Annotated in this window: 23 protein-coding genes; 9 read left to right on the plus strand and 14 right to left on the minus strand. The window is 66.7% G+C overall.

Going from position 1 to position 26,473, the window contains the following annotated elements; all coding sequences use genetic code 11:
- Positions 1-9 precede the first annotated feature (9 nt).
- The 3 genes from E4634_RS05395 to E4634_RS21670 are packed head-to-tail and all read right to left on the minus strand — an operon-like array spanning position 10 to position 3,442.
- Complete coding sequence (locus E4634_RS05395; RefSeq protein ID WP_135441595.1) at positions 10-1,263, minus strand: acyl-CoA dehydrogenase family protein; 1,254 nt, start codon at positions 1,261-1,263, stop codon at positions 10-12.
- Positions 1,260-3,077 carry an adenine deaminase C-terminal domain-containing protein gene (locus tag E4634_RS05400; protein WP_135441596.1) on the minus strand — a complete coding sequence of 606 codons (1,818 nt, stop codon included), beginning with the start codon at positions 3,075-3,077 and terminating at the stop codon, positions 1,260-1,262. Before E4634_RS05400 ends, E4634_RS05395 begins: the two co-directional genes overlap by 4 nt.
- Entirely contained in the window at positions 3,074-3,442 is a 369-nt protein-coding gene (locus E4634_RS21670) for a hypothetical protein (RefSeq protein ID WP_206046804.1), read from the minus strand. Before E4634_RS21670 ends, E4634_RS05400 begins: the two co-directional genes overlap by 4 nt.
- Here E4634_RS21670 and E4634_RS05405 point away from each other — a divergent pair.
- The 3 genes from E4634_RS05405 to E4634_RS05415 all read left to right on the plus strand — a co-directional run bounded on the left by E4634_RS05405 (position 3,441) and on the right by E4634_RS05415 (position 8,315).
- Positions 3,441-4,679 (plus strand): NCS2 family permease, encoded by a 1,239-nt coding sequence (locus E4634_RS05405; protein ID WP_206046805.1) that lies wholly within the window; start codon positions 3,441-3,443, stop codon positions 4,677-4,679. The genes E4634_RS21670 and E4634_RS05405 overlap by 2 nt on opposite strands.
- A 5-nt stretch (positions 4,680-4,684) precedes the next feature.
- On the plus strand, positions 4,685-7,660 hold the full coding sequence (locus tag E4634_RS05410; protein ID WP_135441598.1) for an amidohydrolase family protein: 2,976 nt from the start codon (positions 4,685-4,687) through the stop codon (positions 7,658-7,660).
- 127 nt (positions 7,661-7,787) lie between these two features.
- Positions 7,788-8,315, plus strand: coding sequence for a zf-TFIIB domain-containing protein (locus E4634_RS05415; protein ID WP_135442121.1), 528 nt, complete (start codon positions 7,788-7,790; stop codon positions 8,313-8,315).
- A 64-nt stretch (positions 8,316-8,379) separates the two neighbouring features.
- On the opposite strand, the gene E4634_RS05420 is transcribed toward E4634_RS05415, so the two are convergent.
- Positions 8,380-8,757 (minus strand): VOC family protein, encoded by a 378-nt coding sequence (locus E4634_RS05420; RefSeq protein ID WP_135441599.1) that lies wholly within the window; start codon positions 8,755-8,757, stop codon positions 8,380-8,382.
- Between the two features lie 199 nt (positions 8,758-8,956).
- On the opposite strand from E4634_RS05420, the gene E4634_RS05425 reads away from it, so the two are divergent.
- Positions 8,957-10,081 carry a PQQ-dependent sugar dehydrogenase gene (locus tag E4634_RS05425; RefSeq protein WP_206046806.1) on the plus strand — a complete coding sequence of 375 codons (1,125 nt, stop codon included), beginning with the start codon at positions 8,957-8,959 and terminating at the stop codon, positions 10,079-10,081.
- A gap of 33 nt (positions 10,082-10,114) precedes the next feature.
- On the opposite strand, the gene E4634_RS05430 is transcribed toward E4634_RS05425, so the two are convergent.
- The 3 genes from E4634_RS05430 to E4634_RS05440 form a co-directional block, all read right to left on the minus strand.
- The gene (locus tag E4634_RS05430; protein ID WP_167854781.1) at positions 10,115-11,500 is read right to left on the minus strand and encodes an amidohydrolase family protein; all 1,386 of its coding nucleotides are present in this window, start codon (positions 11,498-11,500) and stop codon (positions 10,115-10,117) included.
- A 13-nt stretch (positions 11,501-11,513) separates the two neighbouring features.
- Positions 11,514-12,863 (minus strand): amidohydrolase family protein, encoded by a 1,350-nt coding sequence (locus E4634_RS05435; RefSeq protein WP_135441602.1) that lies wholly within the window; start codon positions 12,861-12,863, stop codon positions 11,514-11,516.
- 159 nt (positions 12,864-13,022) lie between these two features.
- The gene (locus tag E4634_RS05440) at positions 13,023-13,613 is read right to left on the minus strand and encodes a phosphoribosyltransferase (RefSeq protein WP_135441603.1); all 591 of its coding nucleotides are present in this window, start codon (positions 13,611-13,613) and stop codon (positions 13,023-13,025) included.
- A 101-nt stretch (positions 13,614-13,714) separates the two neighbouring features.
- Here E4634_RS05440 and E4634_RS05445 point away from each other — a divergent pair, with 101 nt between their 5' ends.
- On the plus strand, positions 13,715-14,287 hold the full coding sequence (locus tag E4634_RS05445; protein ID WP_135441604.1) for a phosphoribosyltransferase: 573 nt from the start codon (positions 13,715-13,717) through the stop codon (positions 14,285-14,287).
- A gap of 21 nt (positions 14,288-14,308) precedes the next feature.
- Here E4634_RS05445 and E4634_RS05450 read toward each other — a convergent pair whose 3' ends face one another.
- Positions 14,309-15,628 (minus strand): cytochrome P450, encoded by a 1,320-nt coding sequence (locus tag E4634_RS05450; protein ID WP_135441606.1) that lies wholly within the window; start codon positions 15,626-15,628, stop codon positions 14,309-14,311.
- On the minus strand, positions 15,609-16,598 hold the full coding sequence (locus E4634_RS05455; RefSeq protein ID WP_167854782.1) for an ABC transporter substrate-binding protein: 990 nt from the start codon (positions 16,596-16,598) through the stop codon (positions 15,609-15,611). Before E4634_RS05455 ends, E4634_RS05450 begins: the two co-directional genes overlap by 20 nt.
- A gap of 292 nt (positions 16,599-16,890) precedes the next feature.
- Here E4634_RS05455 and E4634_RS05460 point away from each other — a divergent pair, with 292 nt between their 5' ends.
- Positions 16,891-17,445 carry an NAD/FAD-utilizing enzyme gene (locus E4634_RS05460; RefSeq protein WP_135441609.1) on the plus strand — a complete coding sequence of 185 codons (555 nt, stop codon included), beginning with the start codon at positions 16,891-16,893 and terminating at the stop codon, positions 17,443-17,445.
- A 75-nt stretch (positions 17,446-17,520) separates the two neighbouring features.
- Here the strand turns inward: E4634_RS05460 and E4634_RS05465 are convergent, their stop codons facing one another.
- Positions 17,521-18,756 carry an MFS transporter gene (locus tag E4634_RS05465; protein WP_135441611.1) on the minus strand — a complete coding sequence of 412 codons (1,236 nt, stop codon included), beginning with the start codon at positions 18,754-18,756 and terminating at the stop codon, positions 17,521-17,523.
- Between the two features lie 119 nt (positions 18,757-18,875).
- Positions 18,876-20,294 (minus strand): carboxypeptidase-like regulatory domain-containing protein, encoded by a 1,419-nt coding sequence (locus E4634_RS05470; protein ID WP_135441613.1) that lies wholly within the window; start codon positions 20,292-20,294, stop codon positions 18,876-18,878.
- 308 nt (positions 20,295-20,602) lie between these two features.
- Here E4634_RS05470 and E4634_RS05475 point away from each other — a divergent pair, with 308 nt between their 5' ends.
- On the plus strand, positions 20,603-22,336 hold the full coding sequence (locus E4634_RS05475; RefSeq protein WP_135441615.1) for an NADP-dependent isocitrate dehydrogenase: 1,734 nt from the start codon (positions 20,603-20,605) through the stop codon (positions 22,334-22,336).
- Positions 22,337-22,387: 51 nt separating this feature from the next.
- On the opposite strand, the gene E4634_RS05480 is transcribed toward E4634_RS05475, so the two are convergent.
- Positions 22,388-23,056, minus strand: a complete 669-nt coding sequence (locus E4634_RS05480; RefSeq protein WP_167854783.1) for an energy-coupling factor ABC transporter permease — start codon at positions 23,054-23,056, stop codon at positions 22,388-22,390.
- Between the two features lie 14 nt (positions 23,057-23,070).
- A complete protein-coding gene (gene ygfZ, locus E4634_RS05485; protein WP_135441618.1) occupies positions 23,071-24,000 on the minus strand; it encodes a CAF17-like 4Fe-4S cluster assembly/insertion protein YgfZ in 930 nt (309 codons plus the stop codon).
- A 146-nt stretch (positions 24,001-24,146) separates the two neighbouring features.
- Between ygfZ and E4634_RS05490 the strand changes: the two genes are divergently transcribed.
- Both E4634_RS05490 and E4634_RS05495 read left to right on the plus strand, forming a co-directional pair.
- Entirely contained in the window at positions 24,147-24,413 is a 267-nt protein-coding gene (locus E4634_RS05490; RefSeq protein WP_135441620.1) for an FAD assembly factor SdhE, read from the plus strand.
- The gene (locus tag E4634_RS05495; RefSeq protein ID WP_135441622.1) at positions 24,364-24,789 is read left to right on the plus strand and encodes a protein YgfX; all 426 of its coding nucleotides are present in this window, start codon (positions 24,364-24,366) and stop codon (positions 24,787-24,789) included. Before E4634_RS05490 ends, E4634_RS05495 begins: the two co-directional genes overlap by 50 nt.
- Here E4634_RS05495 and nadB read toward each other — a convergent pair.
- A complete protein-coding gene (gene nadB, locus E4634_RS05500) occupies positions 24,751-26,373 on the minus strand; it encodes an L-aspartate oxidase (RefSeq protein WP_135441624.1) in 1,623 nt (540 codons plus the stop codon). The two genes, E4634_RS05495 and nadB, sit on opposite strands and share 39 nt — an antisense overlap.
- Between the last annotated feature and the right edge of the window lie 100 nt (positions 26,374-26,473).

The raw sequence follows: 26,473 nt of genomic DNA on the forward strand, positions 1-26,473 counted from the left end.
GCGCGGCGCCTACTGGTAGATGCCCGGTTCCGGCTCCCAGCCGGTCACCAGGTGGCGTCCGATTTCGTGGTTCTTCCATTCCATGGGGTCGTGCAGGGCCAGGGTGCGCGCGTTGCGCCACCAGTAATCGAAGTGTTCGCTGGCAGCCACCGAGCGCGTGCCCATCAGCGCGTGCAGCTCGCCGGTACACTTGAGTGCGGCCCGCGACGCGGCGGACTTGGCGGCGGAGATTGGCATGGCCAGCTGGCCGCGGCCGATCTGGCCCGCCTCGAAGGCGTCCAGCAACTGACCGCAGCGCTGGGTGGCCGCCCAGGCGCAGGCGAGGTCCGCGGCCATCTCGCCGGCGGTGCGCAGCACCATCGGGTCCTGGTTGGCGTGCTCGACGCCGGACTGGGCCCAGGGGCGGGAGCGCTCGTTGATAAACGGCACGGCGGCCGCCAGGGCGCCGAATCCCATGCCGCACAGCAGCGCGCAGAAGCCCGCCTGGTAGCGCAGGCTGGACTGCACCAGCGGCGCCTTGCCCGGCACCGAGCCCACCCATTCAGCGGGGCACTGTACCTTGTCGAACTTGATTGAGCCGGAATCCGTGGCGCGCTGGCCGAGGGCGTCCCAGTCGCGGTTGACGGTGACGCCGGGGGTGTCCTTCGGGATGAGCAGTAGCTGCATGCCCAGCACCGGGTTCTCCGCGGTGGCTGCCGCGGCGTTGAACGCCCAGGTGGCGACCACGTCCGCCTCGGCGGCGCCGGTGGTGTAGATTTTGAAACCGTCGACCACGAAGCCGCCGTCATCGGTGGGGGTGGCGGTGGTCTTCAGCGGGTCGACCGCGGTGCGCGCCGGTTCGGCCACGGCCAGGCCGACGATCTGCTTGTGGTTGACCACCAGGTCGGCCAGGCGCTCGCGCTGGAAGTCCGGGCAGTAGGCCAGGATCTCGCGCATCAGCTCGTCGTGCACCTTGTACAGCTGGCCGACGGCCGGGTCCACGGTGGCCAGGCGCATCTGCATTTCCAGGCTGGCGGCGTGGCTGATGCCCATGCCGCCGAGTTCCTTCGGCACCACCGCGGTGAGCAGGCCGGCCTCCTTGAGGGCGGCCATGGAGGCGGTGGGGTAGCGGCCGCGCTTGTCGTTTTCCGGGGCCAGTTCACGCAGCTGCGCGTCGATGACCTGCTGCAGCCGGGTGAGCAGGGAGAGCTCCGCGGGGGGCAGTACCGGTGTTGGGATAATGTGGCCGAGGATCGGCGCGAGAGTCGATTGTGCTTGGGTCATGTGATCTGGTGTACGTGTTGGGGGCAGCGGCAACACACCACTACCGGGATGAATTCCATGCTGTAGGAGTCGATCAGGCCCTTCTCCGTGAGCCCGTAGTCGGGTACGCCGGCCAGGCCGACGAACGCCAGGATCATGAAAGGACTGTTCAGTTTGCTGCCCAGGGCGTGGGCGGCGGCGTCCACTGCGTCGGACTGCACCAGGACCTCCTCCCAGGGCAGGTCCGACATGATGCCGGCCACCGGCAGTGGCAGCGAGGCCAGCACTTCGCCGTCCTTCACCGCTACGTAGCCGCCGCCCAGTTCGCGCAGGGCGTTGGCCGCCGCGGCCATGTCCGCGTTGTTGGTACCCAGCACCACCAGGTTCTGGTTCTCGCAGTTGGTGGTGCCGGCGATGGCGCCGGCGCCCAGGTCGAAGCCGCGCACGAAACCGCAGGCGCGGGTGTCGGTGCCGTGGTGGCGGTCGATCACCGCGATCTTGGCCACGTCCTGGGCCGGGTCGGGGACGACATCGCCGTCCACGACAGGCAGCTCCGCCTCGAAGGCGCGCTTGAAGTAGCCGTCGTACATTTCCATGGCGCGCACCACCGCGACCTCGCCGTCACCGGCTTTCGCGGGAACACGGAACGCCTCGGCGTCGAAGTTCTCGGGCAGGTGCACGCTGCCGTACAGCGACTCGGGGATGCTGTCCGGGTTGGCAAACAGCGCCGCGCCGTCCTGCGCCGCCCACTGGCCGTCGAGCATCACGCGGCTGGGCTTTGCCTCCTCGAGCACCGGGATCACCTGCAGGTCGGCGATGCGCCCGGGGGTGATCGAGCCGATGAGGTGGTCCAGGCGGTAGAAGCTGGCGGCGTTGAGGCTGGCCATGGCGTAGGCCTCCAGCACCGGCACGCCGCAGCGGATGGCCTCGCGCACGTGGTGGTCGATATGGCCGACCCGGTGCAGGTCGTCGACGTGGCGGTCGTCGGCGCAGAAAGAGAAGAACGGGTAGCCGCCTTCCACCGCCGCGGTGTCGGCGAACACCATCGGCACGTTGTCGTTCATGGAGCCGGACATGACGGTGATCATCATGCCCAGCCGCACGCGGTCCAGCACCTCGTCGGTGTTGAAGGCGTTGTGGTCGTCGGAGATACCCGAGGCGGCGTAGGCCCACAGCATCTCATCTTTCACTCGCGCCGTGTGGCCGGTGTTGCGGCGGCCCTCGGCGAGTGACTGGGCGTACATGCGCGCGGCCCGCTCGTCGAAACCGAAGGGCGTGGATTCGCCCACCGTCACCGCGTGGCTGCTGGCCAGGCGGCTCAGCTGTTCCTCTTCCGTGACTGTGGCGCCGCCCAGTTCCAGGTGCGGGGCGCGCGGGATGCGGCTGGAAATCTGCTGGAAAATCTTCAGCGGCGTGCCGGTCTGGCCGGCCCAGTCCATGGCATTGGCGCCGAGCACGTTGCCAATGCAGTTGGGGTCCGCCAGCACGCAGCCGGTGCCGCGCGGAACCACGCAGCGGGCGAACTCGCCGGGAGTGAGCAGGCTGTACTCGATGTGCAGGTGGGTGTCGATGAAGGTCGGGGCCACGAATTGGCCGCCGAGGTCCTCGCGCGGCGCCTCCGGGTGAGGGTGGCCGGCGGGCACCACCGCGGCGATGTGGCGGCCGCTGAGCCAGATGTCCCGCTCGAGGATCTCGCGGCTGTGCAGGGACAATACCCGGGCGTTGGCCAGCACGAGGTCCGGCGCCGCGCGCCCGCCGGCGACGGCCTGCAGGCGCACCAGGTCGTCTGCGCTGGCGGCGAGGTGGTGGCCCAGGGGTTTGTCCGCGTTGCTCATGCTGCCGTCGTGGTTTTGCGTTCGACGGGGTTATGCAATTCGCGGGCCAGCACAAACACGCGGGCATGTTTATTGCTTTGCTGTGTGGGAGCGTCGCCGCGAGGTGGCGCCAGGGGAGCGGCGCGGACCGCCTGCCACAGCCCGGGATGGCTGCCCAACCGGCCTTTGAAAAGTTGACCAACAGGTAGAGAAATGAATCGGGAACGTGGTGCGCAGTACGAAGAAAGCGAGGGAATAGTGCGAAACGGTGCTATTTCTGCACCAAATTGGTTCGCTTCATTTCTCGACCAGAAGTTCAAAATTTCGCAGCGGGGGTCGACGATACGCACCGAGCTGCTGGCCGGACTGACCACCTTCGCCACCATGTCCTACGTGCTGGCGGTACACCCGATGATCATGGCCGATGCCGGCATGGACCGGGCCGCGGTGATCACCCTCACGGCGGTGGTCGCCGGGGTGTTTTCCGTCCTCATGGCGCTGATGGCCAACCTGCCGATGGTACAGGCGCCGGGCATGGGCGCCAACGCCATCTTTACCTACACCATCATCCTGACCATGGGTGTGCCGCTGGAAGCCGCGCTCGGGTTGGTATTCTGGAGCGGCGTGATCTTTCTCCTGCTCACGGTCACCGGCGTGCGGCGCATGTTGCTCGACGCGTTTCCGGACGATCTCAAGTACGCGCTGACCGCGGGTATCGGCCTGTTTCTCATGTTCATCGGCCTGAAGGGTGCGGGCATAGTGATAGCCGCCCCGGCGCCGACCCTGCTGAAAATCGGCGACATCGCCCAGCCGGCGGTGCTGCTCTCGCTGCTCGGCGTGCCCGTGGTCATGGGGCTGATGGCGCGACGGGTGCCGGGGGCGATCCTCATCGTCATCGCCCTCATTACCATCGCGGGCTTTTTCGTGCCGGGGGCCGCGCCGGACCAGCCGGTGACACGCATGCCGGAGGCGATCGTCTCCGCCCCGGTGTCGTTTTCCCAGTACCTGATGATTCTCGACATGGGCTACCTGTTCACGCATATCGGCAGCGCCTTCCCGGTGTTGCTGACCCTGGTATTCCTCGACCTGTTCAGCTCGCTGGCGGCGATGAACGCCATGTGCCAGCGCGCCGGGCTGGTCGACGAACACGGCAACATGATCAAGCCCACCGAGGCGCTTTCCGCGGATGCGATCGCCACCATCGGCTCCGCCATGTGCGGCACTTCCACGACCAATGTGTACGGCGAATCCGCCGCGGGTATCGAAAGCGGCGGCCGCACCGGGTTGGTGGCGCTGTTCGTGGGTTTCCTGTTTTTCCTCGCGCTGTTCCTCAACCCGTTGCTGCTGGTGATTCCGGTGCAGGCCACCGCACCGGCGCTGGTTTTCATCGGCCTGCTGATGTTCTCCGAGGTGCGGCATATCAACTTTGACAATATCGTGCTCGGCGGCAGCGCGATCCTCACGCTGATTCTCATGGGCGTCACCTCGATCAGCGACGGCATGGCGCTGGGCATGATCGCCTACACCGTCGGCACGGTGCTGACCGGCAAGGCGCGCACGGTGCATCCGCTGGGCTGGGTGCTGGCGGCGTGCTTTATCGGCTACTACGCGATGGTGGGGTAAGGGTAATGCGTAATTTCAGGTTTGCTTTTTTATCACTGGCGCTGCTGCTTCCGGCGCCGCTCGCCGCCGCCAAACCGGTCACCCTGGTCGAGGGTACCAACCTCGCCGTGGCGGTGGATCCCGCCAGCGGCGTCGCGGTACTCGCCCTGCAGGGACGCCTGTACCGGCAGGCGCCGGGCGAAGTGGCGGCCATGCCGATCACCGGCTGGCTGGACGACGCCTGGGAGCCGGATTTTGCGCCGGATGGCAGCGCGGTGGTGTTCAAGGGCTACGGCGAGGAGAGCTTCGACCTGTACCGGGTGCGCGTCGATGGTAAGGGCGGTATCGAGCGCCTCACCGACTCCTTGTTCGACGATCGCGAGCCGCTGTATTCGCCGGACGGTGCCGCTGTCCTGTTTTCCTCCGACCGCAGTGGTAACTATGACGTGTGGCGCCTGTCACTGGCAGAGGGTGCACTGACGCAATTGACCGATGCGCCCGGGGACGAGTTCTCGCCGGCTTTGTCGCCGGACGGTGAAAACCTGGCCTGGATTGCTGCTGAGGGCCGCGAGCAGGTGATCCTGACCCGCGCCATCGCCGGCGACGCGCCGGTTGAGGCGTACCGCAGCGCGTCGAAGCTCAGCGGCCTGCGCTGGCTGCCCGATGGCTCGGCGCTGAGCTTCCGTTCGCTGGACCGCGACCCCGCCGGCAACGCCACCTCCAGCCTGCGCCGGCTGGACCTGGCTTCCGGCGCGGACAGCGTGCTTTCCCCCGCGGGTGCCGATGTCTTCCCGTTCCGCGCCACCTGGCTGGATGCGCAGACCGCGGTGTATACCAGCGACGGTGTGGTCAAGGTCTGGCGCGAGGGGCAGGCGCTGGCAGAGCGGCCGTTCAGCGTGAGTTTTGATATCCCGGCGCGCGAGTATGCCCACCGCGAACGCGATTTCGACGCCGCGGACGAACGCCAGGTACTGGGTATCTCCACGCCGGCACTGTCACCCTCCGGCGATGTGGTCGCCTTCACCGCCCTCGGCGACCTGTGGCTGTGGAACCCGGATAAGCAGGACCTGCAGCAGCTCACCGACGACGCCGCCGCCGACCAGATGCCGAGCTGGAGCGACGACGGTAAGCAGCTGGCCTGGGTCTCCGACCGCGGCGGCGAGTACCGCATCTACCTGCAGGACCTGGCCAGCGGCGAGCGTATCGCGCTGCCGGTGAGCCAGCGCTCGATCAGCTTTCCCAGCTGGTCGCCGGACGGGCGGCGTTTCGCGTTCTTCACCGACGTGCCGGACAACCCGCTGCTGCACGTGGTCGGCCAGCTCATGGTGTTCGACCGCGACAGCGGTAAGCTGGAAAAGTACTCGCAGCCTATGCCGCCGCAGAGCATCGCCTGGAGTGCAGACGGCAGCAAACTGCTCACGCTGCGCCTGAAACCCTATAGCAGGCGCTACCGCGAGGGACTGTACGTGCTCGCAGTCATCGATCTGCAAGCCGGAACTACCACCGACATCGTGCCGGTGCCGCACCGCAGCATCGCTCACGTCAGCTATTCCGCCAAGGCAGGGGGCGTCGCCTTCGAGCAGGACGGCGTGCTCTACCGCATGCCGTTGACCGCGCAGTTCGAACCCGATGGACCCGTGGAGCTACTGCATGCCGGCCTGGCCGATTCGCCGCACTGGAGCAAGGGCGGTGAGCAGCTGGTGTTCCAGGCCGGCGACCGCCTGCAGCGCATGACCGTGGCTACCGGTGAACTCGAGGACATCACGCCGCCGCTGAGCTGGCAGCGCGACGTCCCACAGGACGAGTGGGTACTGCGCGCCGGTCGGGTATTCGACGGGCGCGCGCTGGAGTATCGGGAAAATGTGGATATCCACGTGCGCGGCCAGCGTATTGTCGAGCTGTTGCCGATGGGTGCGCGCGATGACCTGCCCGTGGTGGACGCCTCGGACAAGGTGGTCATCCCCGGCCTGTTCGAATCCCACGCGCACATCGGCGACCACAACCACAGCGAATCCCAGGGCCGCGCCTTCCTCGCCTACGGCGTCACCTCAATCCGCGACCCCGGCTCCAACCCCTATCTTGCCAACGAGCGCAAGGAGGCCTGGACCAGCGGACGGCGCGTCGGTCCGCGCACGTTTATCACCGGGCACAATATCGATGGCCGTCGCGCGTTCTACGCCGTGGTAGAAGCAGTGAGTTCCGATGCCCACCTGGAGCGCGCCCTGCAGCGCGCCGAATTGCTGGAGCTGGATTTCCTCAAGACCTACGTGCGCCTGCCGGACCGCCAGCAGCAGCGCGTCACCGAGTTCGGGCACGCCACCGGCATCCCGGTCACCTCCCACGAGTTACTGCCCGCGGCGATCTACGGTGTCGATGCCATCGAGCACTTTACTGGCACCAGCCGCCGCGGCTACACCACCAAGATCAGCGAACTGGGGCGCTCCTACCAAGACGTGGTGGAAGTGATCACTACCGCCGACATGGGCATCGTGCCCACTATGGTCGTGCCCGGCGTGGTGCTGACCTTCTCCGAGCAGGACGATATTTACAGCACCCCGCAATTCAATAACTTCTACGGCCCGTCCATGAAACAGACCTACCAGGACTTCATGGCCTTCTTCGGACCCGGTGCCGAGGGTTACGTGGATGCCTACGGGGAACTGCTGACCAAGCTGATCGAGCGCGACGCCCTGGTGGGTACCGGCACGGATTCGCCGTTCACGCCCTTCGGCACCGGCCTGCACGCGGAACTGCGCCTGTACCAGCGCGAGGGTATCGCCCCGGCGAAGATCCTGCTCGCGGCCACCTACCAGTCCGCGCGTATCGCCGGCGCCGAGCGCGACCTTGGCAGCATCGAACCGGGCAAGCTCGCGGACATGGTGGTGATCGATGGCGACCCGCTGGCGGATATCAGCGACAGCGACAATATCGTGCTCACCGTGAAGAACGGGCGGCGCTACACCCAGGACGAGTTGTTCGAGTATCGCGACAGCTGGCGCTAGGCGGCCCGGCCCGGCGCGGGAAGGTTTCGAGCGCAGCAGTGAAATGAATTAGACTGGGCGGCAACCGTGGCGCGCGGCGGTCACCGCCAGCGCCGCGCACAACAACAAGATCCAGGGACGTAAGCCGATGGAATGCCCCGCCTGCAAAGGGACGTTTTCCCACGTGGAAATCGACGATATCCAGATCGAGCTGTGCCGCAACGGTTGCGGCGGCATGTGGTTCGATACCTTCGAGTTTCGCAAATTCGACGAGCCCCACGAGGCCGCCGGGCAGGCCCTGCTCGAAGTGCCGGTGAATGTGACGGCAGCGGTGGACAGTGAACAGCGCATCAACTGCCCCAAGTGCGACGGCGTGACCCTGATGCGTAACTATTTCAGCGTCAAGCGCCAGGTCGAGATCGACACCTGCGCCAGTTGCGCGGGCGTGTGGCTCGACGCCGGCGAACTGAAAACCATCCACGGCCTGTTTCGCAGTGACGAAGAGCGGCGCGAGGCGGCCCGCGAGGCGTTCGACGAGATGTTCGGGCCGGAACTGGAGCGCCTGCGGCTGGAGCGTGAGGAGCGCCTGGCCCAGGCCAGGCGTGTGGCCAATATGCTGAAGTTTATCTGCCCCTCCTACTACCTCCCGGGTGACCAGGACGGCGGGGCATTCTAGAGCGCGGGGCGGACTGCCCCGCCGGTGTTCGTGCCGACGCGGCGGTAGTGATCCGCCATCGGCCTCAGGCCGGTGCGCGCCAGGCGACCAGTTTGTTGCCGGTCGGGTCGCGCAGGTAGGCGGCGTAAGAGCCGGGGATGGCGTCGCGCGGCCCGGGCGCGCCCTCGTCGCTGCCGCCGTTGGCCAGGCCCGCCGCGTGGAAGTTGTCCACCGCCTCATCCGAGGCCGCGGTCAGGCCGATGGTGCCGCCGTTGGCAGCAGTGGCGGGCTTGCCGTCCCGCGGCTTGGTGATGAGCAGCATGCCGCCGTTGCCCTGGTACAGCAGCTTTTCCCCCTCCACCAGCACCATGCCCGGCTCGTAGCCGAGTGCGCCCAGCGCGGCGTCGTAGAATTGTCTGGTGGCCTCGATGTCATTGGCGCCGAGAACGAGATGACTGAACATGCGGGGATTTCCTCTTGTTGGATTTATGCCGGAGTGGCGATGCATGCTAGCAAGTCGACGAACTGACCGCTATAGCCGACCCTCGCGTTCCTGGACTGTGTGGGCCGGCGCGCCGCGCCAGCGAGCTGATCCGCTTGACTGCCTGCAGCGTAACATTGACCATCTCCCAGCCGCCTGAATTCAGTAGCAGAGGTAAATCGTGCGCCAACCCGTGTTCTCACTATTCCTGGCCCTGGGCCTCATTCTCTCAACCCAGGCCAGCTGTGCCCGCGATGCCGCCGCGTTCGACATCACCAGTGTGACCCGCTTCGAGGTACCCTGGGCCATGGCCTTCCTGCCGGACGGGCGCCTGCTGGTCAGCGAGATGGGCGGCAAGCTCAAACTCTTCGACCCACAGGACAAGACTAGCGGTGAGGTCACCGGCCTGCCCGACGTGGACGAGGGTGGTCAGGGCGGCATGGGCGATATCGTCCTGCACCCGGATTTTGCCGCGAACCGCCTGCTGTACTTCAGCTACGTCGAGGCGGGCGAGGGCGACACCCGGGGGGCCGTGGTGGCCCGCGCCCGGCTCGAGCTCGAGGGAGAGGGTGGCCGGCTGGTCGACACCGAGATACTTTGGCGCCAGGCACCCAAGGTGAGCGGCCACGGTCACTACAGTCACCGTATCGCCTTCGGTCCGCAGGGCTACCTGTGGATCAGCTCCGGCGAGCGGCAGAAGTTCGATCCCGCCCAAGACATGGATGGCAATCTCGGCAAGATCATCCGCCTGCGCGACGACGGTTCACTGCCGCCGGACAATCCTTTCCACGCCCAGGGCGGGGTTGCCGCGCAGGTGTGGTCACTGGGCCACCGCAATGTGCTCGGCCTGGCCTTCGACCCCGAGGGGCGTTTGTGGGAAGTGGAGATGGGTCCGAAGGGTGGTGACGAGCTGAATCTCGTCACCCGGGGTGCCAACTACGGCTACCCGGTGGTCTCCGATGGCGACCACTATGACGGGCGCGAGATTCCGGATCACGCCACGCGGCCGGAATTCGCCGCGCCGGCGGTGGTCTGGAACCCGGTGATTTCCCCCTCCAGCCTGATGTTCTACAGCGGCGAGGCTTTCCCGGCGTGGCAGGGCAGCGCGTTCATCGGCGGGTTGTCATCGCAGTCCCTGGTGCGCGTCGTCATCGACGGCGAGAGTGCCCGCGAGGCGGAGCGCTTCGCGCTGGACCGGCGCATCCGCGCGGTGGCGCAGGGGCCGGACGGAGCGCTGTGGCTGCTCGAGGACGGACGCCGCGGCGCCGGTCACCTGCTCAAGCTGACGCCGGCAAAGGCGGACTGACCCCGCCGCCTCCTCCCTCGCCCCGGCGGGCGGCTATTGTGCCGCCTGCTGGCGGGCGACGATGTCGGCCACTCGTTTTTCCACTTCCTGCTGTACCAGGTCCATATCCTGTTCCAGGATCTCGCCGTTCTTCACCCGCAACTTGCCGTCCACATAGACGGCGTCGATATTGTCCGCGCTCATGGTGGCGACGATGTGCGCGGCGGGGTAGAACAGCGCACCGGTGGCGGGGCTGTCCGGGTCCAGCACCAGGAAGTCCGCGCGCTTGCCCGGCTCCAGCGAACCCACCTTGTCGGCGACGCCGATGAGCTCGGCGCTGCCCATGGTATGCAGCTTCATTACCTGCAGCGGCGACATGATGCCGGCGTCCCTGTGCTGCATGCGCAGCGCGTACATGCCCATGCGCATATTCTCGAAGGGGTCGCCGATGTCGGCGGAGGCGGCGCCGTCCACGCCCATGCCCACCGGTATGCCGCGCTCGAGGTAGCCGGGGATGTCCGCGAGGCCCGAGGCGAGGCGGCCGTTGGACAGCGGGTTCCAGCTCATGCCCGCGCCACCGGCGGCGGTGTCGTCGAGAATCTCGTCGGTGGTGTGGATGAAGTGGGCGAAGCTGTTGCCCTTGCGCACCGCGCCTGCGGCCATGAGGTCCGGCCATTCGGCGCGGTCCTGCTCGCGCCGCGAGTACTGTTCCAGGTAGTGGAACTGCGCGCCCAGGCCGTATTCGGCGGCCACGTCCATTTCCACCTTGAGCATCGGCAGGTTGCCGTGCAGGGCGACGGAGTGCATCGCCGGCGCCAGCATGGAGGCGCCGGGCTGCGCCATGTAGTCCCTGGACAGCGCCATGAAGGCGGCAAAATCACTGCGATAGTCCTGCTCGGGCTGGTTGACGTTGCCGTTGTAGGAGAACACGAAGTGCTGGCTGAAGCCGGCCTCGGCAGCCAGTGACTCCAGGTACTGCGCCTCGCTGCCGCCCAGGCGCTGGGAGTGGCTGTAGGTGGTGGTGATGCCGTGGGCGAGCTGGTCCATCGCGCCGTGCAGGGTGAACCAGTAAAAGTCGCCGTCGGCGAAGAAGTCGCCGTAGGTCCAGTGCAGCGCTTTCAGCCAGGGCCAGAGCTCCTCGTCGATGGCCAGGCCGCGAAAGGCGGTCTGCCACAGGTGGTTGTGCGCGGAGACAAACCCGGGCACCACCAGCATGCCGCTGGCATCCACCACGCTGGTGGCGTAGTCCAGTTCACCGCTGTAGCTGCCCGGGCCGACGGCGACGATGGCGCCGTCCGCATCCGCCAGCAGGTAGCCGCTGAAGGGCTCGTCCTGGCCCTCGGCCAGGGTCAGCAGCGTGGCGTTCTTTACCAGCACCTGGGCGTTGGCCAGGGCGCTGCAGGCGCACAGCGCGGCGGCCGCGAGATATTTCAGGTTCATTGCTTTCTCCGTATCAGACCATGGGTATCGCCGCGAACTCGCGGCGGCGCGCCAGGAACGCCGCGGTTGCGGCGTGGATTTCTTCGAGTAGCGCGGATTCATCGACCCGGGTCAGCCGCCCCTGCGCCAGCAGTTGTTCGCCCTGCACCCAGGCGTCGCGCACGTCGCTGGCGCGACCGGCGAACACCAGATTCCACAGCACCGGGTCGTGACCCTCCGCCTCGTGCAGCGGCATCAGGTGCGGCTGCCACAGGTCGACGGTGATCAGGTCCGCCTGTTTGCCCACTTCCAGCGAGCCGATCTGCGCGTCGCGGCCCAGCACCTGCGCGCCGCCGAGGGTGGCCAGGGTCAGCGCCTCCTGCGCACTGACCCGGGTGGCGTCGAGGTGGGTGACCTTCTGCAGCAGCGAACCGCTCTTCATCGACTCCCACATGCTCACCGCGTTGTTGCTGATACCGCCGTCGCTGCCCAGGCCGAGGGGAATGCCTGCGGCTTGCATCGAAGCCAGCGGGGCCGGCCCGGAGGCCAGCTTCATATTGCTCACCGGGCAGTGGGCGACGCCGGTGCCGGTATCCGCGAGCACCTGGATTTCAGCTGCGTCCAGCCATACGCAGTGGGCGAGCAGGGAGCCGGGCTTGAGGATGCCCCAGTCATTGAATTTGTGTACCGGCCGGTCACAGAACAGCTCGACCACCACGTCCACTTCCTCGCGCTGTTCGCTGGTGTGGGTGTGGATGGACACGCCGTAGCGGTCTGCCAGGTCGCGGGCGGCGCGGAACATGCCCTCCGAGCAGTAGGTGATGTGCTCCAGCCCCACCCAGGCGCGGGTGCGGTCGTCGCGCAGGCCGTGCAGGTCGCGCAGGGCCTGTTCGGTCGTTTCCAGGGTCTCGAAGAAACGCTTGGTCGGGTTGTCCGCGGCGTAGGGCACGAGGTCGACGCGCAGTCCCAGTAACTCGGCGGCACGGTGCCCCTCGTGCATGAAGCGGTACATGTCGAGCACGGTGGTCGTGCCGCCCTTGAGCGCTTCCATGTACGTCACCAGGCAGGCGTAGAAGGCGTCCTCGGCGCGCAGCGCCTGGTGCTCGCGCTGGTACTCCGGCAGCCACTGCATGAGCTGCGCGTTCTCGGAAAAGCCCTTGAGCAGGCTGGCGTGGCAGTGGGCGTCGACCAGCCCGGGCAGCACGGCGAGGCGCCCGGCGCCGTCGATGATGTCGGCGTCCGCCGGCACCTCCACGGATTCGCACGGGCCCACAGCGGTAATCAGGCCGTCGCGGAAGACGATACTGCCGGGGTTGTAGACCTGGAAGCTCGCGTCTACACAATAGATGCGTGCGTTGATGATGGCGGTGCAGCCGCTGCCCATGTGCCTGCCTGGAGTCCGGTTGGGGTGTCGATCTACTCAACAGGCATTTTTCATACCAGCGGACGATTCATGGCCCTGTGGCGCTGTGGGTGAGCGATTAGTGGACCGAATGGTCAATAATTAAGCGCGACCGCACCGCACTGGTGCGACGGCTCGCGATCAGGCCTGCTCGCGCAGCGCCAGCAGGGGCAGTACCCAGGGCTTGTGTTCGCGCAATTCGTCCTCGCTCAGGCCCTGCAACTCGTAGGGCAGCACCAGCCACTCGTCGCACTCGTGCAGGTAGAAGTCCGGCACGCGACCGGTACGGTTGCTCGCGGGCTTGTAGAAGGGCACGGCGATGCGCGTGTCGGCGGGCATGTTGCGCTTGCACTTGGCCTGCAGGCGGTTGATTACCGCCTCGATGTTGTTGCCACTGCTGTACACGTCATCGACGATCAGCAGGCGGTCGTCGTGGTTGAGGTTCTCGTAGAGGTACTGCAGGCCGTGCACGCGGATGCTCTCCGGGCTGCCGAGGTTCTTCAGGTAGCTCTCCATGCCCTGGTAGGAGGTGCGGATGGCGATGTGATCCGTCTGCACTCCCAGGTATTGCAGGCACTCCTGCACATAGATGCCCACGGTGGAACCACCGCGCCAGACGCCGACGATAAAGTTGGGGTGGAAGCCGCTGCGGTGGATCTGCACAGCCAGGCGGAAGGCATCGTTAAGCAACTCCTCCTCGCTGATAAATCGTTTCTTGACCGGTTGGTCCATGTTTGTGCTCCGGACAGATCGCTGCGGTGGCCTTATACTAAGCTATGCCCGCCGCAGGGCGAAATGCGAAACGTCCAAGACGAAGAAGGTCCGCTTTACCGATGGTGAACAAATACTATATCGACGCGCAGCAATTGCTCGAGGATTCCTTCCGCCTCGGCGCCATGGTGCTGGCCAGCGGTTTCCGGCCCTCGATCATGATCGCCATCTGGCGCGGGGGTACGCCGATCGGCATCGCGGTGCAGGAGATGCTCGCCTACTCGGGGGTGGAGTCCGACCACATTGCCATCCGCACCTCGTCCTACGGCGCGGATATCGACGACCGCGGGCAGCGCATCCGCATCCACGGCATGAGCTACCTGGTCAAGCACGTCACCCACGAAGACCGCCTGCTGATCGTCGACGACGTTTTCGACACCGGCCACACCATCGAGGCGGTGATCGAGGACCTGCAAAGCAAGGCGCGCCTGAACACCCCGAAGGATATCCGTGTCGCGGTGCCGTACTACAAACCCTCGCGCAGTGAGGTACCGCGGGTGCCGGACTACTACCTGCACGAGACCAGCGACTGGCTGAAGTTCCCGCATTCGCTGGAGGGCCTCAGCGTGGAGGAGATCCGCGAGCACCGGCCCGCCCTGTACGACATCCTGCGCGACGAACTGCCGGCCGGTTGACGCGCCTGTGGGCCTGCGGCGCTAGCGGGAGCGCAGGCTGACCTCGAAGACCATGCGCGAGGGAGAGTCCGGGTTGTCCGGCTCGATGGGCGCCAGCCGCGGCCCTTGCCCCGCGTCGATTTCATAGTCCTTCAACAGCAGCGCCAGCGTCTGCAACAGGTGCAGGTACGCGAGGTTCATGCCGATGCACATATGCCGCCCGCCGCCGAAGGCGTTGGGCCGCGGCGGCTTGCCATCGAGCCAGCGCTGTGGCCGGTAGTCGAAGGGTTCGGGGTAGTCTTCTTCCAGGAAGTGTTCGAGTGTGAACAGGTGGAAGACCTGGCTGCCGGCGGGCACCCGTCGGCCCTGCACTACCACGTCGTTGAGCGCCAGCTTGGGCATGCCCGGTGTCACCGGGTAGCGGCGTTCGGTCTCGAGGATTGCCGCGCGGGTGGCGGTCAGTCCCTGCATGCCGCTGCGCGCCAGCTGCGCGGGGTCGAAGCTGGCGAGTTCTTCGCGCACACGCTGCAGCCATTCGGGGTGTTGCAGCAGGGCCCACAGCAGGCTGCAGCACAGGCTGGCAATATTGCCCGCGCCGCCGGCCTGCATCAGGTAGGCGTCGCGCACCAGTTCGTCGAGGTCCGGTTCCGCGCCGCGTTTGCGCAGGGCATCCACCAGCAGGTCCAGGTTGTCGTCGCCGCGCTCGCCGGCCAGGCGTGCCTGCACCAGCGCGCGGAAGAAACTGAAAACCTCGTCGTGCAGCTGCCGGTACGCGGGCCGCGCATACCAGGCCGCGCTGTCCGCCGCTGTGGCGCCGCGGATGAATTCTTCCTCGAAACGGGCGAAGGATTGGATCTGCGCATCGGAGGCGCCGGTGCGTACCATGCTGTGGTTAAGTATGCGCGTAAACAGCAGCACCAGCGTGTCGTGTAATTCCACGGGTTGGCCGCTACTCGCCTGCAGGCCCTGCGCCAGGAGTGTTGCGACCACTGGTGCGTGGCGCTGGATATTGTCGCTGTTGAACAGCGGTTGCAGCACGCGGCGCTGTTCCCAGTGGGCATCGCCATCGCTGGCGGTGATGTATCCCTCGCCCAGTTGTGCGCGAAAGGCCTGGCCCAGGCCGGTCTGCGCGTAGCTCCAGTCCTGCGGATTGCGCCAGGCACTGCGCGAGGCATCGCGGCCGGCGAGCACGGCCGTGTTCATGGCCGGTACGGCGAACACTGGCCCCAGCTCGCGTTGTGCACGCAGCCAGGACTGCGCGGTGAAGCCGAGCAGGGTGGGTCGGGTGAGGTCGCCCGAGAGGTCGGCTTGCAGGCTGGCGAGGTCGAGTTGTGGCAGGGGCTCAGGGCTGGGGGTCGTCACTGTCTACTACCAGTTGTTGCGGGTACAGGTCGAAGGTCATTGCCTCCTCGACTTGCACATTCCGTTCCAACAACTGGAGTTCGGACAGCTGGCCGATCTCGCGGCGCAGGCGCGCGCGGTCGATCTGGCCCAGTGCTTCGCCCTCGCGGCCGTGTACCAGGCGGTAGCGCGCCATCTCCGCGTAGGTCCAGGCCATGAAGTCTGCGCTCTGTTGCGGGTTGCGCCGGGCAATCTCGGTGAAGGCTGCCACGCGGCCCGCTTCGCGCTGGGCGCCGCGGGTGTAGTCCGCCCAGCCGCGCAGGGAGGCGCGGATGAAGCCCGCCACCAGTTCCGGGTGTTCGCTGGCCAGCTGCCGCCGGGTGTAGGCGATGCGGTAGGGCTCGAAGCCGGTATCCCAGAAGGGCAACAGCCGCGGTTGCACGCCCGCCTGCATGACGAAGTAGGGCTCGCTGGTGAGGAAGGCCTGCTGCGCCAGCGCTTCGTCGCTGAGGAAGTTGGCCAGTTCGCCGGTCAGTGGCACCAACTGGAAGCGGATGCCCAGTGCGCGCTGCAGGAACTCCACGTAGTTGAGCGTCGGCGAGAGCATGACCTTGCGCCCGTCGAGGTCCTGCAGCGTGCGCACCTCGCTGCCGGGATGCACCATCACGCCCTGCGGATCGCGCTGGAAGTAGGGCATGACGCCGACCAGCGGTATGTCGCGGGCGATCAGGGTGAGCAGGGTGTCGCTGGTGCCGAGGCCGAAGTCGACCTGGCCGGTGGCGACCTGCTGGTAGATGTTGCTGATGTTGTTGTTCGCCTGGATTTCCAGGTCGATGCCTTCCTCAAGGTAGTAGCCCCGGAGCAGCGCCAGGTAGAAGCCGCCGTGCTCGGGTTCCGCATACCAGTCGGTTTTCAGGATGAGGCGGGTCGGGCCGGCGGCGTCACCGTCTGCATCGGCGACCCTGTCGCAGGCGCCCAGCAACAGCAGCATGGCAATCACAAGCCCCTGTGCCACCAGGCGGCTGGGGCGTTTGGCAATGCGAGAGCGTGCAGACGAGGACATCGGGACGGCCGTGGTGAGAACCTATCGAGTGTGCAGCATTCCTGGAGGGGCCACAAGCGAGCCGCCGGCCGCCGGGCCGGTCGCGGGCCCTTGCGCTATACTGGCAGCAGTATCGGGCCAGCGCCCCGATCCGCCTGGCGCGATATCCGCCGACTACCCGGCGGGCGGCGCTGTTTGTCCTCCCGGGTAGGCAAAACATGAATGCCTTGGGAGGTGTCTCATGCAACGCCATTTTTTTCTCTCGGATAATCTCGACGAACTGCAAGCGGTGGAAGACGAACTGCGCGCGGCCGGTATCACGCCGCCGCAAATGCACGTATTGAGCGAGGACGACGCCGCCGTGGAGCGGCGACAACTGCACCCGGTGGAAGCGGTATTGCGCAAGAACGTGGTGCGCGGCACCGAGCGTGGAGCCCTGATAGGCCTGCTCTGCGCGGGCGGCGTGCTCACCGTGTGTTGGGCGACGGGTATTGCGCACGGAGTTGCCTGGGTCCCGGTGATTTTCCTGGCGGTTGTCCTGCTCGGCTTTTGTACCTGGGAGGGCGGCCTGATCGGCATCCAGGAAAAACACGCCGAATTCCGCCGTTTCGACGAGGCCCTGGCGGACGGTCGTCACCTGCTGCTGGTGGATGTCGATGCCTCTGACGAGCAGGCGATGCTGCGGGTGGTCGCGCAGCACGGCGCGCTCGAGCCGGCTGGTGTCGGCAACGCTACCCCGGCGATGGTGGTGCGCCTGCAGGACCGCTGGGCGCGGTTCCTGCAATTGGCTCCATAAATAGCACCCTGGTGACAACGTTAACGGCACCCTGGTGACACCGTAATCGCACCCTGGTGGCTCCGTGGGCCGCGTTCAGGCCGGCGGCGCCGGGCGGCGCACTGCCGCCAGGGCCAGGGCGCTGGCCAGCAAGGTATAGCCCAGCCCGCCCACCGCCATGGCGTCCATGCTCACGCCGCGGTCGATCATCGCGCCCATCAGGATGGGCGCGATGGCGGTGCCGAAGACCATGGCCGCGGAGGTCAGCGACTTGATCGAGCCCAGGTGCAGGGTCCCGTAGAGTTCGGAATAAAACGGCGAGGACAGCGTGGAGTAGGTCCCCACCGAGACCGCCATCAGTCCCATGAAGACCCAGGCTGCGGCGAACTGGTCCGAACTTGCCAGCGCCAGCAGCCCCAGGCCCAGCGGCAGGCTGACCACAGGCACCAGGCGCACCGCACCGAACCGGTCCACCAGCAGGCCGGCCAGCAGCTTGCAGGCGATGTTGACCAGCGCGTAGAACACGAACAGCGCGGCCCAGGCGGAGAGCGACCACTGCTTGGCCTCGACCAGCGGTACCTGGTGGAAGATAAACCCGGTGAACAGCACTGGCTGGGCCAGCAGGGCGGGTAGGAACAGGTAGAAGCGGGCATCGCGCAGCACCTCGGCGCGGGTCCATTGTTTTTGCCGCGGGCCGGCCTGTGCGTCGTCCCCCGCCTGCAGCGTTTGCAGGTAGTCGCGGTGGCGGTCGCGGTGGCCGCGCAGCAGCAACAGGCTGAGTGCCGGCGCGGTCAGTAGCAGCAGGACTCCCCAGAATACCCATGACTGGCGCCAGCCCAGGCCGGCCAGCAGCGCGATGGCGAGCGTCGGCAACAGGGCCTCAGCAAACGAGAAGCCCATGCCGCTGAGGGCGTTAGCCTTGCCGCGTTGTTCAGGCAGGTAGCGGACCATGGCGGTGGGGCCGGCCAGCCCCATCAGCCCCTGGCCCAGGTGGCGCAGGGCGAAAAAGGCGAAGAACAACAGCAGCGGCCCGGTGCTGGCGGCCAGCAGCAGGCAGCCGGCGCTGAGGCCTGCGGCGACCAGGCAGGCGTAGTGCCGCAGGTCCAGGCGGTCGATCAGCGCGCCGCTCCACAGCAGCAGCGCGGCGCTGGCCAGGGTCGCGCCGGAGTAGATGGCGCCGAAGTCGCCGTGGCCCAGCCCCAGTTCCGCTCTAATGTCCCCGCCGAACAGGCCGATAAAGAAGGTCTGCCCGAAACTCGAGCAGAACATCATCATGAAGCCGAACAGCAGCAGGCGCCATTCGGAGCGGATCAGTGGCAGGAAACTACGCATGCAGGCGATACCCCGGGGTAGGCCTGCATCCTAACCGACAGCCCCCGTTCCCGTCACGGGGACAGGGGCGCATCGCGCGACGGGGCCGTCGCGCGCCGTGCCCGGCTGCCCGGCGTTGGTCAGGGCAGTACGGAAGCTGCCAGCGTTCCCGCGGTGCGATCCAGGCTGGCACCGGGCAGCGTCACGCCGGTAACGAAAGCGTTGACCCGGCCGTTGCACCCCGGCCCGGAACTGCGCAGGGTGGCGCGACCTCGAGCATTGGTCACGCCTTCGAGCAGCGTCTCCGCGCGGTCGATCAGCGCGACGCTGACCGCGGCGCCCGCCACCGGTGCGCCGGTCTCGTCGCTGACGGAGACACGCACGCGGGAGCGGTTTTTCAGTCCGGTACAGCTGCCGTTGCGGTCCACCACCTTGACGCTCAGTTCCAGCGTGGCCACCAGGCAATCGGCAGTGCAGGCTTCGACGGGCACCAGCTTGCCCATCACGCTGGCGTCGCCGAGGGTGAGGTCGGCGAGCAGTGCACCGCTGCCGGTCTCGCCGTTCAGGCCGTCGACGTGGATGAGGCCCGCATAGGCGGCGCTGATCTGTGGGGCGACGTCGGCGGCCACGCCATCGGGGCCCTCGGCGCGCACACCGATTTCGGGAAAGCCCGGCGCCGGGTCGTTGACGGTCGCGGTGAGTGTGCCCTGCGCGTCGAGCGAACCCGTATCCCACAGGATGCTGGGACCAGAGGGGCCGGCGATGACCTGCCAGGCACTGGTGTCGGGGCTGTAGCGCGCCAGGTGACGGAAGGTCACGCCGGCGTCGACCGTGCGCAGGAAGCCCGCGCGCATGCCGGCATCGTTGACGAACTGGGTCGCGGAATTGTCGGCCGTGTACGGGGAGGGCGGGGGAGTGACCGCGACCTCGCTGCCAGGGACGCCGAACTGATAACTCAGGTTGGGAGTGGCAATTACGCCGCCCGGGCTCACCGCGATCGGCAGCTCGGGGTAGTCGGGATGGCCGAAGCTGGTCAGCTCGGTGAAACCGGTTGCCATGGTCCAGATGTAGGGGCGGAAGATCTTGTCCGCAGGGCGCTCGCGATTGGTGGCGTAGCCGAAGACGTTGTTCTGGTCGTCGATGCCGGCGCCGATGGTGTCCTGCAGGTCGGGGAACGCGCCGATATCAGTGCGCGCGAAGCTGCCGCTGCCGGCATTCCAGGCCCAGATGGCCGGGGCGCCATAGACGTTGGACAGGTCCGCGGTGTTGGCCAGCACCCAGCCGCTGGCGGAGATGCCCAGCCAGCGGTAGAAGTCGTTGCCGTTGCCTACGGCATAGGCCGTGCCGTCGCGCCAGATCGTGGGGGCGAAATCGCTGCCGCGCACACCGGCCACCAACTGGCCATCGGCGCTGATCAACTGCCCGCGGGCGCCATTGGCGATGTGCTCGTAGGCGTAGGTCGTGGCCTGGGTGCCGGCGTGCCAGCCCAGGGCAAGGGTGGTGGCGAGTGCCAGAACCAGCTGCTGTCGGCGGTTGCCCGTGCGAGCGAAAGTACCCATCGTGCTTCCTCAGGTTGTTGTGGGAACAGGTGCGCGGGCAGGCTTGCCGGCTCCCTGCTGCAGTGGGTACCCGCTGTGGCCAATTTTGTTCATTTGCATCGCGCAGTCCACACCGACGCGACTACCCGATCGGGCGGACATCGGGTATTGCTCGCCTCGCGGCCCTGTGCTGCGTCGCGGCGCTGCTGCGGCCCGGTCCCATTTCGACTAAGATCGGATTGGGAATGCAATGCCAACAGTCTATGCTGGCGAGTTTACATTCCGGGGGTTGCGCGCTCCGCGCCCGCCCGTCACTCAGGGGAGAGGTCATGACTGCCAAAATCAAGGTCCAGCGGCCGCTGGTTATTCTGCACGGGGACGAGATGGCGCAGATCGCCTTCGAGCGCATCCTCGACATGTTCGTCAGCAGCCGCCTGGATATCGAGCTGGTGGAGATCGATCTCTCCGCGGAAAATCGCCTGGTCAGCAACGGCTCCGTGGTCGCCGATGCGATCGAGGCTCTGAAGGAGCACGGTGTCGGCATCAAGAACGCCGGCATGACCGTCAACCGCAAACAGCTGGACGACCTGCTCGCCCGGCACCCGGATATCGACGAGTCGAAACTCGACAAGCTGGCGACCAAGTCGCCTAACGGGGCCATCCGCAAGGGCATTCACGGCAATATCACGCGCGAGGACATCCAGTTCCGCAACCTCAGGGTCAAGCACCCGGAGTGGATTGGCCGCGATATCGAAGTCCTCACCATGGAGACCGGCGGCATCAAGCACAGTGCCAACGCGCTGGCCTGTACCACCGGGGTGGCCAAGGTGATTTTCATCGGCAGCAGCGGCGACCCGGTGGAAGTACACCGGCGCACCCTGCGCAAGGGCGACCCCTGGCTGCTGGCGACCAACTCCCTGGAGGATGTGCGCGCCTGGGCGCATGTGTTCTTCCAGCGCGCGCTGGATGAGAACCGCGACGCCTACCTGGGTCTCAAGGACACCGTGATTCCCGGCTACGATGGCGTCATGCGCGCCGCGATCGAAGAAATTTATGAACGCGACTACAAGGACAAGCTGGCCCAGGCCGGGCTCTACTACCACTATGAACTGATCGACGCCCAGGCCGCGCGGATTGTCGCCAACCCGCCGGTGCGCGCGTTGTGGGGCGTGCCGGACAACACCACCGGGCGCAAGCTGTTCAAGCTGGTCAACGAACTCAAGCGCTACGGCATTCCCGACCGCAAGCACCACGTCTCCCTGTCGCGCATGAGTGCCGGCGGCGGCGACCAGTACGGCAGCTTCAACATGGCGGTGGAAGAAGACGGCATCGTCAAGGTGATCCTGGATGGCGAGGAGATGCACGCCCGCGACGTCAAGGCCGGCGACCCGCTGCTGTTCATGTCCAACGACAAGGCGTCGATCAAGGACTGGGTCATGCAGGTGTTCCGCGACGCCTCGAACAAGAACAAGGAGGTCTACTTCGGACTCAAGCGCGAATATATGGAGTATGACGAGGTGTTCAGCAAGGTGCTGCTGGAGGTGCGCCACGAACTGGCCGCGACCGGTGTGCGCCCGCCCTCGTTCATGATCATGCGCCCGTCCAGCCAGTTGAAGAAGATGATCTGCGACCCGCCGCGCAACGCGCTGTACCCGGCGCAGAACCTCGACGGCGACATCTTCTCGGACATCGCCGCCGCACTCGGCGGCAGCTTGGCCACGGCCAGTTCGATCATCGAGAGCAAGGACGGCTCCATGCTGTTCGAGGCGCCCCACGGCACCGCCCACGACCTCTACCTGCGCTACCTCGACAGCGAGGGCCGCGAGGCCCACTTCAACTCATCGGCGCTGCTCTACGCGGTGGCCAACGCGCTGGAGACCATCGCCCAGCGCGAGGATAACGCTGAATTGCAGGACTATGCGGCGCGCCTGAAGAACGCACTGATCGACACCGTCGGCGATGGCATCATCACCGGCGACCTGCGCGGCAAGACGTCCGATCCGGACAGTGAGACCACTGTCGATATGCAGGGATTCCTGGATGCGGTGCAGGAGCGTCTCTGATACGAGCGCGCCTGCAGCCCGCGCCGAGTCATTCAGCCTTCGCTGAACCCCTCAGCCTTCGCCGAGATAGTGGTCCTCGTCGAAGGTTTTCACCAGCTGCGGATAGAACACCGTGAGCGTGGTGATGACCATGCCGTTGATGAAGCCCTCCGGGAACATCATCAGCAGTAGCAGCGGCCACTGCTCCAGGCACAAGGCGATCCAGTCCCACTTGCCGATGGCGGCGAAGGCCAGCATGGTGCCCGCCGCCACCAGCGCCGCGCACAGGGCCCCGCCGAAGAACCCCGCCCCCAGCATGTAGATGAACAGGTTGCGCGAGCGCAGCCGGCGCAGGCGATACACCAGGTAGCGGGTGGTGGTGGTCGGAATGAAAATGGTCAGTACCCAGGCTGGGGCCGCGGCCACGATCGGCTGGCCTATGATCAGGCAGTGGGCGATGACCGCCATGCTGCCGCCGATGATAGCGAAGCGCCAGCCCAGCAGCATGGTGAAGCAGCTGACTCCCAGCAGGTGCAGCCACAGGCCGTCGATGGCGCGCACCGATATCAGCCACAGGGCCACGCAGGCGATGCTGCTGCCCAGCAGCACATGCTGGCGTTGCGACACCCGGTAGATGGCGCGCCAGTCGGCGTAGCGCACCGCGGTGCCCAGCACCAGCAGCCAGCCGGCCCAGCTGATGACCAGCAGCCAGGTGGGCAGTAATTCGCGGGCGATGAACACGGGGGCCGGCCAGCTTACTCGGGCAGGGCGTAGGGCAGTTGCAGCAGGGTCATGGCCGGGCCGCCCTCGCCCAGTAGCAGGCCCCCTGCCACGCCGGGGCCGGTTGCCACAGCCAGACACAGCGCTTTGCCGTCAACCTGCACGCTGTTGACGATCTCGCCGGTGCTGGCGCCCAATCCGTCGGTATAGAGCTTGCTGCCCGGGGCGGGTGTCTCCCCGGTCGCAACTTCGGCCAGGTAGGCGCGCTGCTTGGGCTTGCCGCGGTAGTGCAGGCGGGCGACGATTTCCTGCCCGGTGTAGCAGCCCTTGTTGAAGCTCACGTGCCCGGTGAGGTCGTAGTTGAACAATTGCGGGATGAACTCCCCGCTGGTGGCCGCCTCGACCCGGGCAACCCCGGCGCGCATCTGCAGTGCGCGCCATTGCGATTCGTCCCCAGCCTGCAAGCGCTCGCGCAGGGTGGCGACCAGCTCCGCGTGGTTCTGCGTATCGATAAACACCTCGAAGGCGATTTCCGCTCCCGGCGCGCGTACCGCGACGATTCCCGGGGCGCTGGCTGCGGCATAGTCCTCGCTGCCGGGTTCACTTCCGACCACATCAGACAGCACCCCCGGGGCGTCTTCGCCCCAGCAACCGAACGCCCGCCAGTCATCGCGCGCGATGTCGATTTTGGCCTTGGAGAACACGATGAACTTACCCAGCGTAGCGGCGGCGGTGTCCAGGATGTCGCGGCGCATGCGCAGGGCGACGTGTTCCGCATCGAGCTGGACCAGCAGGAAATCGCAGACCATACGCCCCTGAGCCGTGCAGTAGGCGCCGGGCAGGGCCTGGGTCGCGGACAGCTTGCGCGTGTCGCAGGTGGTCTGCCCCTGCAGGAAGGTGAGGGTGTCGGGGCCTGCGATGTGTAGCAAGCCCTCGCCGGGAAGTGCGCTGAAATATCCGTTCACGGGTACATCTCTGGGTGTCGTGGAGTTCCATGATAGGGCCAGCGAGGGGCGGCTGTCAGCCGTCGGCCCCGCCGGTTTTCGCCGCGACGGGGCCGATGGCGCTATAATGTGCGCCCCTGATGTGGACCTGCAAAGGCAATTGGTCAATGGTAGTGGACGACGAATACAACCGCATGCGTTGGGCAGCCCGCCGCGGCATGCTGGAGCTGGACCTGGTGCTGGAGCCTTTCGTGCGCGACCGCTACCGCGATCTCGGGGAGGACGACCGCGCCAGCTTCCGGCGCCTCATGGAGAGCGAAGACCAGGACCTGTTCGCCTGGTTCCTCGGCCGGCAATTACCTGACGACCAGGAGCTGGCCGCTATTGTCAAAACGGTTCTCGACTTCGCCCGCACTAAACCTGAGGATCGCTGATTCCCCCTCCCGGCGGCGCTGGCTGCTCCTGTTTGGCCTGCTTGGCGCTGTCCATCTCGGCGGTATCGCCTGGACCCTGGAGTCCCCCTGGCCGCTGCTGGCGCTCCCCGTTTTTTTTACCTACCTGTGGCAAACCCTGCGCGACCCTCTGGTGGGGGTGGAACTGCGCTGGCGCGCGGGGCGCTGGTCGCTCGGCAGCTGTGATGATGGCGATGGCATCGAAATGACCCCCGAACGCTGGCACCTGCTGCCCTGGGTGACCTACCTGGCGTGGCGCGACGGTGCCGGCGCCCGCGGCCAGGCCTGGCTGTTTGCGGACAGCGCCTCTGCGCAAGCGCTACGGCGACTGCGGGTCAGGCTCGCCCTGCAGCGGTGAGTTGACCGGTGTGAGTACCGTGTCCACCGCCTCCGGCAACAGGTCGGGGTAGTCCAGGGTGTAGTGCAGGCCGCGGCTTTCCTTGCGCTCGATGGCGCAGCGGATCATCAACTCGGCGACCATGGCCAGGTTGCGCAACTCCAGCAGGTCGTTGCTCACCTTGTAGTTGCCGTAGTATTCGGCGATCTCCGCCTGCAGCACCGTGACCCGGCGCAGCGCGCGCTGCAGCCGCTTGTTGCTGCGCACGATGCCGACATAGTCCCACATGAAGCGGCGCAGCTCGTCCCAGTTGTGGGAGATGACCACGTCCTCGTCGGAGTCGGTCACCTGGCTTTCGTCCCAGGCCGGGGCGCTGTCCGGGGCGGACAGGCTGTCCAGGCTGGCGGCGATGTCCCGGGCCGCGGACTCGGCGTAGACGATGCACTCCAGCAGCGAGTTCGAGGCCATGCGATTGGCGCCGTGCAGGCCGGTGCAGGAGGTTTCGCCGATCGCGTAGAGCCCGGCCAGGTCGGTACGCCCGGCGGTGTCCACGATCACGCCGCCACAGGTGTAGTGTGCGGCAGGGACCACGGGGATGGGCTCGCGTGCGATGTCGATGCCGAATTCCGCGCAGCGGTCCATGATGGTGGGGAAATGGCTGCGCAGGAACTCCTCGGACTTGTGCGAGATGTCCAGGAAGACACAGTCGATCCCCAGCTTCTTCATCTCGTGGTCTATGGTGCGGGCCACCACGTCGCGCGGCGCCAGCTCCGCCTTGGGGTGGAAGTCGGGCATGAAGCGGCTGCCGTCCGGCAGTCGCAGCAGGCCTCCCTCGCCGCGCACCGCCTCGCTGATCAGGAACGACTTGGCCCTGGGGTGGTACAGGCAGGTGGGGTGAAACTGGTTGAACTCGAGGTTGGCCACCCTGCAGCCGGCGCGCCAGGCCATGGCGATGCCATCGCCGCTGGCGCCGTCCGGATTGCTGGTATAAAGGTAGGCCTTGCTCGCCCCGCCGGTGGCCAGCACCACGGCGCGGGCGGAGAACAGGTCGACGTGTTCGCTGCGCCGGTCGAGCACATAGGCACCCTGGCAGCGGCCGTCGCGGCGCACCAGGTCGACCGCCACCCGCTGGGTGAATACCTCGATGTTGTCCCGTGCCATCACCCGCTCGGTGAGCACCTCGGAGATGGCGCGCCCGGTGCGGTCCGCCGCGTGAATGATGCGCCGGTGGCTGTGGCCGCCCTCCATGGTCAGGTGGAACTCGCGCTCCATGTCGCTCAGGCGGTCCTCGCGGAGGTCGAAATCCACGCCCTGCTCGACCAGCCATTCGACGCAGTGGCGGCTGTTGCGCACGGTGAACTCGACGGCTTCGCGCTTGCACAGCCCGGCGCCGGCGGTCAGGGTATCCTCGACGTGGGAGTCGATGGTGTCGCGGTCGTGCAGCACCGCCGCCATGCCGCCCTGGGCCCAGTAGGTGGAGCCCTGGTTGAGGTCGGCCTTGGACAGTAGAGCGATGCGCAGGTGTGACGGCAGGTGCAGGGCGAGGCTGAGTCCGGCCGCACCGGTGCCGATGATGAGTACGTCGTGTTCGTGGGCGGTGGGCACTGGTTGTCTGCTTGCCGGCTCAGGGAGTGAAATATATGATGTGCCTCAACAACTTAGCTCAAGGTTTTGGCATTCGGGGCGAGTATAAACGACCTGCGCC

The sequence above is a fragment of the Mangrovimicrobium sediminis genome (genome assembly GCF_004745945.1).
GTDB classification, from domain to species: domain Bacteria; phylum Pseudomonadota; class Gammaproteobacteria; order Pseudomonadales; family Halieaceae; genus Mangrovimicrobium; species Mangrovimicrobium sediminis.